We start from the raw sequence: 16,504 nt of genomic DNA, 5'->3' as shown, positions 1-16,504 counted from the left end.
CGCGATGCCTCTCAACCCGCCTTGGTATGGCCGCCCGCGATCTTGCTGCAATCACCTGCCGGCAACAGCACGAATGACTTCGGGTCGCGCGCCTGCGTGGCCTGGCCGGCGCACGAGTGAGCCCCTTCGGCGCAGTCGTTCTTCGCCGCCGCGTTGATGCCGTAGCACTTCTCGAGGTGGTTCTGTGCCATTCTGGCCATGTTGTCCTTCACGACCTGCGGCGGGTTGCCCATACCCTGCGCCTGCACGGGGAGCGCCTGTATGGCGAGCGCCATGCCGACCGCGGCGGACAGCGACGATATGGTCAAAGCGGACTTGCTCATAGTATCTTCTCCGAGGGTTGGGATCGCGAAGACGCGACCACACAACCAGATTCGGTCCGTCGCGGCCAAAGGTTACCCCGCGCGCCGAAAATATTTGGGCCGCTTGCCTCATCCACGAACTGCAACGATGTCCGACTACCGAGACAGCCGCGCCGCGCACATGCAGCCCGACCAATCTGCACCGGCCGGCAAGGGGCCGCGCGCCGCCAGGCTGGATGACGCGATCCGGCCCGATGGCACGCCCGACTGGTCCGTTTTGATGGCGCGGGCGCAGCAAGGCGACCGCGACGCCTACCGACACCTGCTACAGAGCATGACACCGTACCTGCGCAGTCTGGCGAGCCGCCATGGGGTCCGTCACGACACCATTGAAGACGTCGTGCAGGACGTTCTCACCACCGTGCACCTCGTACGCCACACCTATGACCCCGGGCGACCGTTTGGCCCGTGGCTGCTGACGGTCGCGATGCGCCGCATCGTCGATACGCTGCGCCACGATGGACGCCTTGACGCCCGCGAACTGCCGCTGGACGATGAGCACGAAACCTTGGCCGACCCCACAGCGAATCTGATGGAAGAGGCCACGGATGCGCGCATGCTGCGCGAGACGATCGAGCGCTTGCCGCCCGGGCAGCGCGACGCGATACGCATGCTCAAACTCGAAGAAATGTCATTAAAAGAGGCGGCTGTGGCGAGTGGAATGACCGTTGCCGCGTTGAAGGTCGCGGTGCATCGCGGGCTGAAGGGCCTGCGCAAGCTCCTGACGCAGGGAGACCGCAAATGAGTCAGACCTCCGATCTGATCGAATCGCTGGTTGCCGACGCGAAGCCGGTGCGCCCGCTGCGCGCGCCCGCGATGCGCGCGGCTGGCTGGCTGCTGTTCGCCGCATTCGTGCTCATTCTGCTCGGCGTGGCGCACGGTGTGCGGCCCGACCTCGCGGCGAAGCTCCAGCAGCCGGTATTCGTGACCGGTGTGGCTGCGGCCGCGTTGACGGGGATTCTTGCTGCCGTCGCGTCGTTCGTTGCCAGCGTGCCGGGAAGGTCGCTGCGCTGGCTGCTGTTGCCGCTGCCCGCGCTCGGGGCGTGGGTATCGACGATCGGCTATGGATGTCTGACGAACTGGGTGGAGATCGGCCCGGACGGCATGTCACTGGGGGAAACCGCGCGCTGTTTTGCGACGCTCGGTCTCACGGGTATTCCTCTCTCGCTCGCCCTGCTGATCATGCTGCGCCACGTTGCGCGGCTCGCGCCCGCTCCCGTGGTGATGACTGGCAGCCTGGCCGTCGCCGCGCTCACGGCCGTGGCGCTGTCGATGTTTCATCCGCTCGACGCGACGGTCATGATCCTGGTCTGGAATTTCGGCGTCGCGACGATACTGTTGCTGATCAGCGCGTGGTACTCAAACCGATTGTTCGCGTGGGTGATATCGCCTGTCCGATGACAGCACTGGCGGCCCACTTGTGGTATCGAGCGCACGCGAATCGCCCATCAATATGACGCGCTTATGGACGAAGACGATACTGGCGATTTTCCGGAACCGTACGACTTTCGTACCATTGCTCGTGGCCGCTCCGGTGTCTGACATGCGTGCCATTGCGGACACTCACGAAGTCGAGCACTGAATGATGGAAACGGGTCGGAAGTGTGAGTTCGCGGATGCAGGAAGCTGCCGTTCGGCTGTTCGATGCCGCCACCGTCAACAATCTCCTACATTGCCGACGTCGGAACGGGCCCATCCCAATGTCCGCTAAGGCGGAACTGCTTCCGGTCGGCATCCGGCAGGTTCCGTGTTGAGTTGCAGCATCCTGTCGTGCAGCGCAAGAGGTTCGAGATATTTCTCGTCACAGCCACGGAAATCAGTTCAGCGCTACATGACGTGGCTCACCCGATGCCAACTGGCGATCGGCTGGTATGGGCCAGAAATCATCAATGGAGGGTGTGGACGCTGCTGATGGCCTCATCGTCATCCTCATCGGACGATGCTTGATCAAGGATCGCGCACCGAAAGTCCAGCTTGACGCGAAGAATGGCTGATTCGATACGCGCATCGCCGCGATGGCCGCTCAGGCGAGTATTGATCGCCTCCTCGACGGCGAGAATTGCCTGCTCGATGCTATCCGGATCATCGCTGTCGAACCCGACCTCAACCTCAATGCTCTCCAGCAGGTTCAACGCTGCTGCAATGTCCTCGGAAGCGACGAACAGCGTCTTTGCGTTTTCTCCCATCTTCCCTCCCGGTTGCGTTGTCTAGCGTGTTCAGACACGTGCGAGTTGCACGACTATCCTTGCACATCCAGAGCAAACCTGCCGGGCGATGAACGCGGGTGTTGGGTTCGAAACAACGGAAGGTTTGCTGCAAGTAGTGAAGCGAATAGAATTGACTGTTCCACCTTGATGTTCATTGTGTTCGAGAAACAATTCCGCGGGCCTGAAACCGTCGTGGAACGCTCAGCGACACAAGCATCGTTCTCAGAGCTTCCGCTTGGGCGGACGCTTTTTTTTCGGCCTTTCTGCCGCGCATTGTCGACCGCCTCACTCTGACGAACGAGAAAGCGCGGTCCGCCGCCACACAGAGTTTTTGCAAACGAAACAGGCCGGAACCTGTCCCACAACGCTTTACACCGCCAACGTGAGCGCTTGAGAGAAATCCTTGATCAGGTCGTCGATATCCTCGATGCCCGCCGACAGACGCAGCATGCCGTCGGAAATGCCCATCGCCTTGCGTGTTTCCGGGCCGGCTTCGAAAAAGATCGTCGGCGCAACGGGAATGATCAGCGTGCGCGTGTCGGCGAGACCCGTCGCCTTGATCGGCAGCTCAAGCGCGTTGACGACTTCGATCATGCGCTCCGCGTGAAGCAGTTCGAACGACAACAGCCACGATGCGCCCTTGAATAGCGCTTGCGCGATCCCGTATTGCGGATGGCTCTTCAGGCCAGGATAGAACACCTTGCCGATGGCTTTGTGCCCTTCCAGAAACTGCGCCAGTGCGAGCGCGTTGTCGCTGCTTTGCTTCACGCGCAAGGCGAGCGTTTCCGCGCCCATCGCGATCGAGTGCGCCTGCTCGGACGACAACGACGCGCCCATGTCGCGCAACCCCTTCTTGCGGATCTGCAAAAGCCCCTGTTCCTTGGCCGCCGAACGCCGATAGTCATCGGCGATGTTCGGATACGCGCTCCAGTCGAACAGGCCCGTATCTGTCACCGCTCCGCCGAGCGCGGCGCCATGACCCGCGATCGTCTTGGTCAGGGAGTTGATGACGAGGCTGGCACCGACCGCCTTCGGCCTGAACAATGCCGGCGAGGTGATCGTGTTGTCGACGACATACGCAATGCCGCGTTCGCGGCACACGTCGCCGATGCCCTGCAGGTCGGGAATCTGCGTGCCCGGATTGGCGATGGTCTCGACGAACACCATGCGTGTATTCGGCCGGATTGCGTTCTTCACATTCTCGACATCGCATGCATCGACGGTCGAGACTTCGATGCCGAGCATCCTCAATGTGCCGAACAGGCTGTTGGTATTGCCGAACACGTATCGGCTCGATACCAGATGATCGCCCGCTCGCAAGAGCGTGAGGAACGTCGCCGTGATCGCGGCCATGCCGGTACTGAAGCAGACCGTGCCGACACCTTCTTCGAGGCCCGTGATCTTGCGTTCGAGCGCGGCCGTCGTGGGGGTGCCTTGCCGCGCGTAATTGAAGCCGCCCTTCTTTGTGCCCTGGAATACGCCGATCAGATCCTCGACGCGCTCGAAACCATATTGCACTGACGTATGAATCGGTTGACGCACGCCGCCGTGCTCAGTGCCCGCGATCCTGTCGCCGTGAACGATGCCTGTGGTGAAGCCTTGCTTGTCCATCCCTACTCCCCTTCTTAAGTCGTTGCTTCCGGCCATTATCTCCGGTAACCCGTGGTGCGCGAAATCTTCAGCGCCGCTTGTTGCATCACCGGCGAGCCCTTTCATGCGGCTGACGCCCAGACACTCCAGCGTGCCGCATACGCCGATAGCCGCGAGTGGTGCGCTCCACGCACCGAAGACAGGCGCCGCCACGCTATCTCGCCATGCTCCGCGACTATCGACGAGATCTCCAGAAAGCCATCCTTTCATATCAACTTTTTTGCATTCATTTGCAATGACAATGAATTTGCCTGCTGAGAACGGCTGCCGGAAAATGGCCATGGAACGACGCATGCTGCACTGTGCAGACGCGCGTGAATTCGTACTGGCACGGGCCAGCGCGGCGTGCACATCGGGAGCCGACACGAGAGATGACTGTTGCGGAATTTCGGGGCCCGGGGCTGACCGACGCCCAATGGGAACACATCAAGGCCCTCACCAATTCGCTGGATTCCAGGCAGCTCACGTGGGTCAGCGGATTTTTAGCGGGGTTCGAAAAGGCTAGTGCATCACCACAAGCAGCAGCGTCCCAACTGCCTGCTGCTGACGACGACACGGGCGGTACGGCCGCACGTCGGCTGACCGTGCTCTACGGCAGCGAAACCGGCAACAGCGCGGCGCTGGCCCGCACGCTCGCCGAGCGAGCGGCGCAACGCGGCCTCGCCGTATCGTTGCATGACATGGCCAGCTACAAAGTGCGCCAACTGAAGGACGAGCAGGATGTTCTCGTCGTCGCGAGTACATATGGCGAAGGCGATCCGCCGCAGCCGGCAGCGGACTTCTTTGAATTCATCGAAGGACGCAAGGCACCGAAGCTGTCCGGCCTGCGATTTGCGGTGCTTGCTCTGGGCGACTCGACCTATGAACGCTATTGCGAGGCCGGCAAGCGCCTCGACCGCCGTTTCGAAGAACTCGGCGCCGAGCGTCTTACGCCGAGAGTCGACTGCGACGTCGACTACGAACAACCAGCGAATGCGTGGATCGAAGAAGCCCTCGCGATCCTCGCGAAGAGTTCGCCTGCGGGCGGCCATGTGCAAAGCACAGTGCGGCGTGCGCCCTCTCCCGCTTCGTCGCCGAAACGAGCGGCCATCGACAGGCACAGCCCGTTTTACGCGCGCGTCATCGAGAACATTGCGCTGACAGGGCGCGGATCGTCGAAGGAAACGCGGCATATCGAGCTGTCGCTCGAAGATTCGGGGCTCAGCTTCGAACCGGGCGACGCGTTGGGCGTCGTGCCGACGAACGACCCTTCCGTAGTCGATGCCGTTCTGCGCGCGCTCGATCTCGACGGGTCGCAGATCGTCAATGTGAAAGGCAAGGACATCTCGATCGGCGATGCGCTCGGCGCGAGCTTCGAAGTCACCGCGCTGACGCCGCGCTTTCTCGAGCATTGGGCACGGCTTTCCGGCGCGCACGCGCTCGAACGCCTGACAAGCGATGAACATGCCGACGAGCGGGCCGCCTACATGCGCGGCCACCACATCATCGACGTGATGCGGCAGTTCCCCGTCGGCGGTATCGATGCCGGGCACTTCCTCGCTGCGCTGAGGCCTTTGCAACCGCGCCTCTATTCGATTGCATCGAGCCTGGCCGCCGCGCCCGACGAAGTGCATCTGACCGTATCGGCGTTGCGTTATGAGCTGCATGGCGAACGGCGCGCGGGCGTGGCATCGGGTCAACTGTCCGATCGCATCGAGCTCGATACCGAATTGCCCGTGTATGTGCACCGTAACTCGAACTTCAGACTGCCAGACGACGGCATGCCGATCATCATGATCGGTGCGGGCACAGGCGTCGCGCCGTTCCGCGCCTTCATGCAGGAGCGCGAGGTACGCGGTGCCAACGGACGCTCGTGGCTCTTCTTCGGGGAGCGCAACTTCCGCACCGATTTTCTCTATCAGACGGAGTGGCAACGGCTGCTGAAAGACAAGGCACTGACGCGCATGGTCGTTGCGTTCTCGCGCGACCGTCGCGCGAACGGCGCAGCAAAAGTCTACGTCCAGCATCGTATGCAGGCCCATGCCCGCGATGTCTTTGCATGGCTCGAGGAAGGCGCGCATCTGTACGTCTGCGGCGATGCAAGCCGCCTCGCTCCCGATGTCCATCACGCGCTGCTCGACATCGTCGGCAGCGAGGGTGGGCTCGATACCGAGTGCGCGCAAGCGTACCTGCAACAGTTGCAACGCGACGGGCGCTACCAGCGCGACGTCTACTGAGTACCACGATGAGCAACCAACCTACTGACCCCGATCGCAGCCGAGACCTGTCGCAGCCCATCGAAAAGTTGAGCGCGGACGAGCGCCTGAAAGCCGCGAGCGATCAGTTGCGCGGCACGATTCGCGAGGGACTCGCCGATCCACTGACGGGCGCAGTCTCCGAAACGGACACCAAGCTGCTGAAATTCCATGGCATCTATCAGCAGGACGATCGCGATCTGCGCGACGAGCGTCGGCGGCAGAAGCTGGAGGCTGCGTTTCAGTTCATGATCCGCGTGCGGATGCCGGGCGGCGTCTGCACGCCCACGCAGTGGCTCAAACTCGACGAGCTTGCGCGCGCGAGCGGCGGCGAAACATTGCGGCTGACGACGCGGCAGACGGTCCAGTTCCACTGGGTGCTCAAGCATGATCTGCGCTCCGTCATCGAAGGCTTGCGCGAAGTGCAGCTCGATACGATCTCGGCCTGCGGCGACGACGCACGCGGCGTGATGTGCTCGGTCAATCCGCATCTGTCGCCGCTCCACGCCGCCGTGTACGACCTCGCGCACCGCGCCAGCGATCAGGCGATTCCGCGCATGCCCGCCTATCGCGAGATCTGGTACGGCGAGGCACCCGGGCAAAGCGCGCAGCCCGAAGAGCCGTTCTACGGCAAGACGTACATGCCGCGCAAGTTCAAGATCGGCTTCGCGGTTCCGCCCGTCAACGACATCGATGTTTACTCACAAGACCTGGGATTCATCGCCATCGCCGAGCACGGCGAACTGAAGGGATTCAACGTCGCGATAGGCGGCGGCATGGGCCGCAGCGATCAATCTGCGGCGACCTATCCGCGGCTCGCCGATGTGATCGGCTTCGTCACGCCCGACAAGGTGCTTGCCGCCTGCGAGGCCGTGATGGGCGTTCAGCGCGATTATGGCGACCGTCTGGATCGCGCGCATGCGCGCTTCAAGTACACAGTCGACGATCGCGGCCTCGACTGGATCAAAACGGAAATCGAACGCCGGCTTGGCTTTGCACTCGACGCTGCGCGTCCGTATGTGTTCATATCGAACGGCGACTCGCCTGGCTGGAACACAGGCGAAGACGGCATGCATCACCTCACGCTCTTCGTCGAGAACGGCCGCCTGAGCAATCGTCCGGGCCATGCGCTGCTCGACGGCTTGCGAGCAATCGCGCGAGTGCACGTCGGCACGTTCCGGCTGACGCCCAATCAGAACATCGTGATTTCGCAGATACCCGACGCGAACCGGCAACAGATCGAGCGGCTCGCCGAAGAATATGGTCTGCTCGCTCGCGCTTATGGCAGCGCGCTGAGAGTGAACTCGATGGCCTGCGTCGCGCTGCCGACGTGCGGTCTGGCGATGGCCGAAAGCGAGCGCTATCTGCCCTCTCTCGTCACGAAGATCGAAGGCCTGCTCGAAGTGCACCGGCTCATGGACGTGCCGATCACGATGCGCATGAGCGGTTGCCCGAACGGCTGTTCCCGGCCTTACATCGCCGAGATCGGGCTATCGGGACGTGCACCGGGCAAATACAACCTCTATCTCGGCGGCGGCTTTCACGGCGAGAGACTCAACCGCATGTATCTCGAGAACGTCGGCGAAGAGGCGATTCTCGAAGCACTCGACACGACGCTCGGCCACTTCGCGCGCGAGCGTCGCGAGCACGAGCACTTCGGGGACTTCGTCATTCGCGCAGGCTACGTCGATGCCGTCCGTACAGGACGCGATTTCAACCGTTGATCCGGCGTCTTGCACTGTCTGCATCGGCGATACGGGTTCGTTGCGGTCCATGAAGGAGAAGTTGATGTTTTGGGAAAGAAAGCTGGCCTCGTGGGCGGCCGATGTGCGCGAGCGGACCAATCTTCCCGCACGCGTTTCACTGTGGAACGGCCAGTCGCATGACCTTGGCACCTTCCGGCAGCCGGCCGTCACGCTGCACGCGAAATCGGCGGCCGCCATGCCGTTGCTGCTGTCGCATCGGCTCGACAGTCTGGGAGAAGCCTACGTGCAGGGAAAAATCGACATCGAAGGCAACCTGAATGACATCGTGAATTTCGGCTATGCGCTCGCGATGACGTCGCCGGATGTTCACGGAAAGCTGCATCGCGTCGCACGCTATTTCAACCATTCGAAGGCATCCGACGAGCGCGCGATCCAGTATCACTACGATATCTCAAACGACTTTTACCGGCTGTGGCTGGACCGCCGCATGGTCTATTCGTGCGCGTACTTCGAGAATGGCAACGAGGATCTGGAGACGGCCCAGCAAAAGAAGATCGACCATATCCTCGCGAAGATCCAGCTTCGGCCTGGTCAAACGTTGCTCGACATCGGTTGCGGCTGGGGCGCGCTCGTCATTCGAGCCGCGCGCAAGTTCGGGGCGCGGTGTGTCGGCATCACGCTGTCCAAAAACCAGTTCGAGTGGGCGACTGAACTGGTCAACGCGGCCGGTCTGTCGGACCGCATCGAGATCCGCTTGCAGGATTACCGGGACGTAAGCGGACGCTTCGATCGGATCACCAGCGTCGGCATGTTCGAGCATGTGGGCTGCCGGAACCTTCCCGAGTACTTCAAGCACGTGCAGGACCTTCTTGCCGAAGATGGTGTCGTGATGAATCACGGCATTACGTCGACGGACCACGAAAGCGGTGAGACGGCATACGGCGGCGGCGTGTTTATCGACAAGTACGTGTTTCCCGATGGCGAGTTGCCTCATCTGAGTCTCGCGCTGAATGCAATGCAGGAAGGCGGGCTCGAAGCCTTCGACGTGGAAAATCTTCGCCGGCACTACGCGCAAACGTTGCGGCTATGGAGCGCCAACTACGAGGCGAATGCGACGACGCTGCGCGAACTGGTCGACGAGAAGACGTTCCGCATCTGGCGAATCTATCTCGCTGGCTGTGCCTATGCGTTCGAAAACGATGACGTCGCGATTTACCAGATCGTCGCCCGCAAGGCGGGCACCCGAGCCAGCAAGCTTCCGTGGTCGCGCCGCTACATTTACGCACCGAACTGAGCATGTCCGGCACCGCGATCATTCCCGCCGCGATGGCGAATTCACTTGAGAGGACAACGCAATGAGCCTTCATCTGGGCGATACCGTGCCCGACTTCGAGCAGGAAACATCGATTGGCCGCATCCGTTTTCATGAGTGGGCGGGCGACGCATGGGTCGTGCTGTTTTCCCATCCCGCCGACTTCACGCCCGTCTGCACGACGGAACTGGGGCTGACGGGGAAATTGCAGCCGGAGTTCGAGCAACGCAACGTCAAGGCGATTGCCCTTTCGGTGGATGACGTCGCATCGCACAAGGCATGGACGAAGGATATCGAGGATACGCAAAAGACCGTGGTCGGATTTCCCATCATCGCCGACAAGGACAAAAAAGTTGCCGCGCTGTACGACATGATCCACCCCAATCAGTCGGGAACGGCGACGGTGCGCTCCGTCTTCATCATCGATCCGCGGAAAACGCTGCGTCTGACGCTTACCTATCCGCTCAGCATCGGCCGGAACTTCGACGAAATTCTGCGTGTCATCGACGCGCTGCAACTGAGCGATGCTCACCAGGTCGCCACGCCCGGCAACTGGAAGAATGGAGACGACGTCATCATTCCGCTCACGTTCCAGGACGAGGATGTCATCGCGAAGAAGTTTCCGAAGGGCTATCGTGCGGAGCGCGCTTATCTGCGCTATACGCCGCAACCTGACAAATAACGTATGAAGTCGTTGCACCGCCGACGCGCGTCGGCGGTCAGGCAGTTCCTCGCAACGGCGCATCCACTGCACGCACGACGATGTTGGCTTGCAAGGCGATCTCGGTGAAATCCGGCTTTCGGTATTGTTGACAATAAACAAACGCGTACGTTAGTGTTTGACAGGTCTGACGTTCATTCGTCGCCCTTGCGTCCATCGACTGCCATGACCAGCTCTAGCCTGCCCGACGCCTTCGAACTCTTGCAACGACATTCGCTCGCGATGCTCGTGCAAGAGAGTCTCGAGCACAGCATTCTTTCGGGCGAGCTTGCGCCCGGCGAAAAGCTCAATGAAGTGGAAGTCGCCACGCGGCTGAACGTATCGCGGGGACCCGTGCGCGAAGCCTTTCGTGCGCTCGAACAGGCAGGCCTGCTCAAAACGGAAAAGAACCGTGGCGTGACGGTGCGGGTGGTTTCGCTGCGCGAAGCGCAAGAGATCTACCAGGTCCGCGCGATGCTCGACGAGTCCGTCGCGCGCTGGCTCGCGAATCACATGACGCCCGAAACGCTCGACACGCTGAAAGCCATCATCGCCGCGATGAAGGCCGCGAGGAAAACGCGCGATCTCGCACGCTATACCGAACTGAACGTCCATTTGCACGATGCGATGGTCGCGGGCGTCGGCAATCAGCATCTGATCTCGACCTATCGGCATCTCGTGCGCCAACTCGGCCTGTTGCGGCAGGCGGCGATCGAATCGGATGACAGCGCACTCAGCGAATCCGTCACCGAACACGAGAAGATCGTCAATGCGCTGGCTCGCGGCGAAGAAGAACACGCGGTCGCGCTCGTGCGCGAACATGTCGCGCACGGTGTTGCAAGGATGCAGCGCGCGCATGAGCGCTGGGCCGAGACGGCCAGTCAGGATCGCGCATCCGTTACCGGGTCTTGATGGCCCCGCTACGTGCGGCCATAGAACTGGCCGCACGAGTGCTCACCTGAAAGGCGCGAGAGCGAACCACATCAACGCTTCGAAGATTTCGCGCCCATCATGCGCACGAAATCTTCGAGCGTCGCTGCGTTCGTCACGCAAGCGCTTTCGGCGACACCTGCGTGATGCCCATTGCCTTCAGCGTATCGGCGATCGCGGCGACCGCGCCGGGAATGCCCGTTTTGCCGAAGTGCCCGATACATCCGACGCGGAACGTTTCGATCTGCGTCAGCTTGCCCGGATAGAGGATGTATCCGCGCTTCTTCACCTCCTGATAGAACGTCTTGAAGTCGTAAGCGGGATCATCGGGCGCATGGAATGTGACGATGATGGGCGCCTGGATCGACTGATCGAGAAATGGCCGGAAGCCCAGTTTGCCCATGCCTTCGATCAGCGCGCGGCAGTTGCCTGCATAACGCGCGCCCCGCGCTTCGAGACCGCCCTCCTCGTTGTACTGCGCGATGGCCTGATCGAGCGCGGCGACGACATGCGTCGGCGGCGTGAAGCGCCATTGCGTCGTGCGATTCATGTACACCCATTGATCGTACAGGTCCATTGCGAGCGAGTGGCTATTGCCTTCGCAGCGCTCCAGCGTGCTGCGCCTCACGATGACGAAGCCCATGCCGGGCACGCCTTCCAGGCATTTGCCCGACGCGGCGACGACGGCATCGAATGGCGTCTGCCGCGCGTCGATATCGATCGCGCCGAATGAACTCATCGCATCGACGATCAGACTGCGTCCGTGCTTCGCGACCACCATCGCGATCTCGTGCAGCGGATTGAGCACGCCCGCGCCCGTTTCGCAGTGAACCAGCGCAACGTGCGTGATGCCCGGATCGGCGGCGAGCGCGCGGTCGATGTCGGCGGGCTTGACCTGCGTGTCTTCCGGATAGTCGATGGTCTGATGACGCCGCCCCAGCGCGCGGCAGATCTTCGCGATGCGCTGGCAATAGGCGCCGTTGTTCGGCACCAGCACATGCCCGTCGCGCGGAACGATTGTGCCGATCGCCGCTTCGACGGAAAACGTGCCGCTGCCCTGCAACGGCACGCACTCGTGCGTCGCTTCGCCGTGCACGATGCGCAGTGTCTCGCGGCGAATGCGCGCGGTGATTTCGTTGAAGTCGCTATCCCACGATCCCCAGTCGCGCAGCATCGCCTCGCGCGTGCGGTCGGATGTCGTGAGCGGACCGGGGGTGAGCAGAATCGGTTGGCTGGACAGGTTCACATGAGCTCCTTGATAGACGCGGTGAAAGTACGATTCAGCCACGGCGCGAAGTGCGCCATGCCTGAGTTCTACGCAACACGCCGTGCGAGACGCCGGCGAACAGCAGACATGCAAACGAAGCCGTCACGAGCACGAGCGTCGCCATCGCGGCGGCGGGCCCGATCTGTCCGGCGTCGTCGAGATTCAGGATCGCAACGGATGCAGGCTGCGTGTCGGGCGAATAGAGAAACGCGACAGCCGACACCGTGGTCATGCCGTTGACGAACAGATAGCGCGCGATCTGCAGGATCGACGGCAGGCACACGGGCACCGTGACGCGCCAGAACGTCTTGTAGAACGGCACTTTCAGCGATGCCGAAACGGCTTCGAACTCGTTGTCGATTTGCCGCAACGCGGTCACGGCCGTCAGATGACTCGACGAGTAGTAGTGCACGACCGTCACGATCGCGAGCAGCGCAAGCGTCCCATAGAGGCCGTTGAGCGGGTTCGCGGGCGCATTGAAGAGAAAGATGTAGCTGATGCCGAGCACGAGCCCCGGCACACCCATCGGCAGGATCGCGCAGAGATTGATGAAGCCGCGCAGCCAGCGCGGACCGCGCGTCTTTTCCACAAGATACGCACCACCGAACACGATCGCCGTGCCGCCGATCGCCACGCATACCGCCATCTTCAGGCTGTTCTTGTACGCATCGAAAATGCCGGCCGCGATCAGGCCCATCTTGTAGTGCTGCAAGCCGAGGCTCATCTGATACGGCCAGAACTTGACGAACGATGCGAACACCGAAATGCCCACCACGGCCATCATCAACAGGCACACGACGGCGCAATACGCGAGCATCGCCGTGTCGAAGCCGCGTGACTGCTTGGGCTGGAACGGCGTCGAGCGCGCGCCGAGCTGCGACTGCTGCTTGCGGCGAATGAAGAAGTCGACGGCGAATGCAACCAGCGCGGGACACAGCAACAGCAAACTGACCACCGCGCTGCGATTGAAATCCTGCAAGCCGATGATGAGCTTGTAGATATCCGTCGACAGCACCGTGTACGGCCCGCCGATCACGACGGGAACACCGAAGTCGTTGATGCAGATCGTGAACGACACCATCGTTGCGCTGATCAGGCCGTACTTCGCGCCCGGCAGCGTGATCGTCATGAACTTGCGCAGACGGCTCGTGCCCATCGCGTCGGCGGCTTCATACAGGCGTCCGTCGGATAGCGACAGCGCCGTCACGAGAATCATCAGCACGTGCGGAAAGGCTGCATAGACGAGGCTGCATACGATGCCCCCGAAACCGTAGATCGAGTGTCCGTGCAGCAGCGGCTTCAGGATTCCAGAATTGCCGAACCAGTAGATGAAGGACACGGCGGACAGCAACGTCGGTGCAAGCAATGGCAGCAACGCGACCGTGCGCACTGCGTTTTTCATCGGCATGCACGAGCGCGTGAGCGCATAGGCAAAGGTGAACGCCATCGGAATGACGATCGATGTGACCGTGCAGGCGACGGCTACCGAATGGGCCGCCGACGTCCACACGGCACTGTTCGCCAGATAGCCGCTCAAGTTCGCAAGCCCGATGAAGCGCCCGTCCGCATCGACGAAGCATTTGCCGATCACGAGCGCGAGCGGCAACAGGAGGAACACGGCGAGCAGCGCGCACATCAGCAGAAGCGCAAGCTGCCCGATCCGGTCATGCCAATGCGTGATTTGCCGCACTTCGGCGTGCGCTTCGTCGCCGCCACGGCGGCGTTCGATCAGAACGGCGCTCATTGCAGACGCTCCTTCGCGGCCGTGAACACGCACACGTTTTCGCGGTTGATGGCGAGATCGAAGCGCGCGCCCGTTTGCAGACCCGTACGGCGCATTTCATGAAACGAAAGATCCGCGACGATCTCCTGACCGGCCAGTCCGTCGATCTTGAAGCTGACACGGCAGAATGCGCCGAGGAATTCGAGCTTTTCGACGCGAGCGGCAAGCAGGTTGTCCGGCGCGCCGTCGGGCATGAGGATGTGAATGTCCTCGGGGCGCACGAACGCGGAAACCTTCGAACCCGGCGCAGGCTGTGCCGTGCCGCATCCATAGCGCAAGCCGATCTCGCCCGCCTTCAGCGTGCCGTCGTTCATCACCTCGGCGGGAATCATGTTGACCTTGCCGATGAAATCCGCGACGAAAGGCGACGCGGGCTCGCGATAGATTTCATGCGGCGTGCCGATCTGCTCGATCACGCCATGATTCATCACGACGATGCGATCGGCCATCGACAGCGCCTCTTCCTGATCGTGCGTGACCATGATCGTCGTGACGCCGAGGCGCTGCTGCAACTGGCGAATTTCCTGGCGCAGCCGCACGCGAACGCGCGCATCGAGCGCGGATAGAGGCTCGTCGAGCAGCAACAGCCCCGGTGAAGTTGCAAGCGCACGCGCGAGCGCGATGCGCTGCTGCTGGCCGCCCGACAGCTGGTTCGGATGCTTGCGATGCGCGTCGGGCAAGCCGACGAGCGCGAGCAGTTCATTCACCCGCTCGGCAATCGCTGCGCGCTTCATCTTGCGATTCACGAGGCCGTAGGCGACGTTGTCGAAGATCGTGAGATTCGGAAACAACGCGTACGACTGGAACACGATGCCGTAGTCGCGAAGCTGCGGCGGCAGACGCGAGATGTCGCGGCCGTCCTGCATGATGCGGCCGGTGCTCTGCGTCTCCAGTCCCGCGATGATGCGCAGCAACGTCGTCTTGCCGCATCCCGACGGCCCCAGAAAACAAAGCATCTCGCCCTTCTTCACGCCGAGATCGATATCCGTCAGAACGGGCGTATCGTTGAACCGCTTGGAAACCTGCTGCACGCTCAAATAGGCTGTCATCTGTTCCTCCGCCTTCGCTTCTTCTGCCTGCATCGCAGCGGCACGCGCCGCTGCGTCGGTCGAAGCGCGCGAATCACACACGATTCACGCGCGCTTCACGCGAGACCCGGTGCTACTTCTGCTCCTTGCTGCCGTAGCGCTTTTGCCAGTCGTCGAGAATCGCCTGGCGGTTCTTCGCGGACCACACGAAGTCGTTTTTCACGAGCAATTGCGAATAGTTGTCGGGGATGCCGGAGAGCTTCTTCGCGACGCCCGGATAGGCAACGATCGCCCACCATTGCGCGGTGATTTCATTTGCCTGCCGGCTTGCCATGAAGTCCGCGAGCTTCTTCGCTTCGTCGGGGTGCTTCGTCGTCTTCATCACGCCCGTTGCTTCCATGTCCCAGCCAAGCCCTTCTTTCGGGAAGATCAGATCGATGGGCGCGCCCTGCGCCTGCAACTCATGCCCGCGAAACTCGAATGAAATGCCGATCGGGAATTCGCCCGTGCCCGCCAGCGTGCAAGGCTTCGAACCCGAATGCACGTATTGCGCGACGTTCTTGTCGAGCGCATCCATGTACTGCCAGCCCTTCTCCTCGCCGAAGGTTTGCAGCCACGAGGTGACGTCCAGATAGCCCGTGCCCGACGAGACCGGGCTCGGCATCACGATCATCCCTTTGTAGATGGGCTTCGCGAGGTCTTCCCATGAAGTCGGCTTCGGCAAGTGGCGCTTCTCCGCTTCGACGCGGTTGTAGCAGATGGTTGCGCCCCACACGTCCATGCCGACCCAATGCGGCGGATTGTTGCTGTCGCTGTACTTGCGCGTGAGGCTGTCGAAGCCCTTCGGCGCATACGGCATCAGCATGCCTTGCAGGTCGAGCAGCGTCAGGCTCGATGCGGCGAGGCCGAGCACGACGTCGGCGCGCGGATTGTTCTTTTCGGCGAGCAGCTTCGCCGTGACGGCGCCCGTCGAGTCGCGCACCCAGCGAATCTCGATGTCCGGATTCGCTTTCTCGAACGCATCCTTGTACGGCTTCATCGCCTCGTCTTCGAGCGCCGTGTAGACGAGCAATTGCGTCTTCGCGTGCGCCAGCTGCACCGCGCCGAACGCCAGCGACGCCGCCACGACACAGCGCGCGGCCACGTTCAGAAGACCCTTGCAACCGTTGAATCCCGCTTGTTCCTTCATCTCCAGACCCCTTGATAAATGGCGTCGCGGCCAGCGACGGAAACGGCCAGTGCTGCTTTTTGCGGTTCCACTGCGGCGGTCCTGCAGTGGTTCTGCTGCGGCTCGATGCTGCAACCTCGTCGACTGCTTTGTTGTT

Annotated in this window: 14 protein-coding genes; 7 read left to right on the top strand and 7 right to left on the bottom strand. The window is 61.8% G+C overall.

Annotation, left to right across the window (positions count from 1 at the left end; translation table 11 throughout):
- Positions 1–11: 11 nt before the first annotated feature.
- Positions 12–323 carry a BufA1 family periplasmic bufferin-type metallophore gene (gene bufA1 / locus AB4Y32_RS25700; protein WP_368724049.1) on the bottom strand — a complete coding sequence of 104 codons (312 nt, stop codon included), beginning with the start codon at positions 321–323 and terminating at the stop codon, positions 12–14.
- A 127-nt stretch (positions 324–450) separates the two neighbouring features.
- Between bufA1 and AB4Y32_RS25695 the strand changes: the two genes are divergently transcribed.
- Complete coding sequence (locus AB4Y32_RS25695; RefSeq protein ID WP_439899842.1) at positions 451–1,107, top strand: sigma-70 family RNA polymerase sigma factor; 657 nt, start codon at positions 451–453, stop codon at positions 1,105–1,107.
- The gene (locus AB4Y32_RS25690; RefSeq protein ID WP_368724048.1) at positions 1,104–1,763 is read left to right on the top strand and encodes an NrsF family protein; all 660 of its coding nucleotides are present in this window, start codon (positions 1,104–1,106) and stop codon (positions 1,761–1,763) included. Before AB4Y32_RS25695 ends, AB4Y32_RS25690 begins: the two co-directional genes overlap by 4 nt.
- A 485-nt stretch (positions 1,764–2,248) precedes the next feature.
- Here the strand turns inward: AB4Y32_RS25690 and AB4Y32_RS25685 are convergent, their stop codons facing one another.
- Together AB4Y32_RS25685 and AB4Y32_RS25680 are read right to left on the bottom strand one after the other, a co-directional pair.
- A complete protein-coding gene (locus AB4Y32_RS25685; protein WP_368724047.1) occupies positions 2,249–2,548 on the bottom strand; it encodes a hypothetical protein in 300 nt (99 codons plus the stop codon).
- A 390-nt stretch (positions 2,549–2,938) separates the two neighbouring features.
- Positions 2,939–4,180 (bottom strand): cystathionine gamma-synthase family protein, encoded by a 1,242-nt coding sequence (locus AB4Y32_RS25680; RefSeq protein WP_368724046.1) that lies wholly within the window; start codon positions 4,178–4,180, stop codon positions 2,939–2,941.
- Positions 4,181–4,590: 410 nt separating this feature from the next.
- On the opposite strand from AB4Y32_RS25680, the gene AB4Y32_RS25675 reads away from it, so the two are divergent.
- The 5 genes from AB4Y32_RS25675 to AB4Y32_RS25655 all read left to right on the top strand — a co-directional run bounded on the left by AB4Y32_RS25675 (position 4,591) and on the right by AB4Y32_RS25655 (position 11,083).
- Positions 4,591–6,435 carry an assimilatory sulfite reductase (NADPH) flavoprotein subunit gene (locus AB4Y32_RS25675; protein WP_368724045.1) on the top strand — a complete coding sequence of 615 codons (1,845 nt, stop codon included), beginning with the start codon at positions 4,591–4,593 and terminating at the stop codon, positions 6,433–6,435.
- Positions 6,436–6,443: 8 nt separating this feature from the next.
- Positions 6,444–8,177: an NADPH-dependent assimilatory sulfite reductase hemoprotein subunit gene (locus AB4Y32_RS25670; RefSeq protein ID WP_368724044.1), complete on the top strand. Its 1,734-nt coding sequence runs from the start codon at positions 6,444–6,446 to the stop codon at positions 8,175–8,177.
- A 64-nt stretch (positions 8,178–8,241) separates the two neighbouring features.
- The gene (locus tag AB4Y32_RS25665) at positions 8,242–9,453 is read left to right on the top strand and encodes a class I SAM-dependent methyltransferase (protein ID WP_368724043.1); all 1,212 of its coding nucleotides are present in this window, start codon (positions 8,242–8,244) and stop codon (positions 9,451–9,453) included.
- 61 nt (positions 9,454–9,514) lie between these two features.
- A complete protein-coding gene (locus AB4Y32_RS25660; RefSeq protein WP_368724042.1) occupies positions 9,515–10,153 on the top strand; it encodes a peroxiredoxin in 639 nt (212 codons plus the stop codon).
- 204 nt (positions 10,154–10,357) lie between these two features.
- Entirely contained in the window at positions 10,358–11,083 is a 726-nt protein-coding gene (locus AB4Y32_RS25655) for a phosphonate utilization associated transcriptional regulator (protein WP_368724041.1), read from the top strand.
- Between the two features lie 133 nt (positions 11,084–11,216).
- On the opposite strand, the gene AB4Y32_RS25650 is transcribed toward AB4Y32_RS25655, so the two are convergent.
- The 4 genes from AB4Y32_RS25650 to AB4Y32_RS25635 form a co-directional block, all read right to left on the bottom strand.
- On the bottom strand, positions 11,217–12,347 hold the full coding sequence (locus AB4Y32_RS25650) for a 2-aminoethylphosphonate--pyruvate transaminase (protein WP_368724040.1): 1,131 nt from the start codon (positions 12,345–12,347) through the stop codon (positions 11,217–11,219).
- 34 nt (positions 12,348–12,381) lie between these two features.
- A complete protein-coding gene (locus tag AB4Y32_RS25645; protein WP_368724039.1) occupies positions 12,382–14,112 on the bottom strand; it encodes a putative 2-aminoethylphosphonate ABC transporter permease subunit in 1,731 nt (576 codons plus the stop codon).
- Positions 14,109–15,200, bottom strand: coding sequence for a putative 2-aminoethylphosphonate ABC transporter ATP-binding protein (locus AB4Y32_RS25640; RefSeq protein ID WP_368724038.1), 1,092 nt, complete (start codon positions 15,198–15,200; stop codon positions 14,109–14,111). Before AB4Y32_RS25640 ends, AB4Y32_RS25645 begins: the two co-directional genes overlap by 4 nt.
- A gap of 112 nt (positions 15,201–15,312) precedes the next feature.
- Positions 15,313–16,368 carry a putative 2-aminoethylphosphonate ABC transporter substrate-binding protein gene (locus AB4Y32_RS25635; RefSeq protein WP_368724037.1) on the bottom strand — a complete coding sequence of 352 codons (1,056 nt, stop codon included), beginning with the start codon at positions 16,366–16,368 and terminating at the stop codon, positions 15,313–15,315.
- Positions 16,369–16,504: the final 136 nt, after the last annotated feature.

It is taken from the genome of Paraburkholderia phymatum (genome assembly GCF_040965635.1).
GTDB classification, from domain to species: Bacteria; Pseudomonadota; Gammaproteobacteria; order Burkholderiales; family Burkholderiaceae; genus Paraburkholderia; species Paraburkholderia phymatum_B.
The sequence above is the reverse complement of the archived record's forward strand: the minus strand, read 5'-3'. Positions and strand labels throughout refer to the sequence as shown.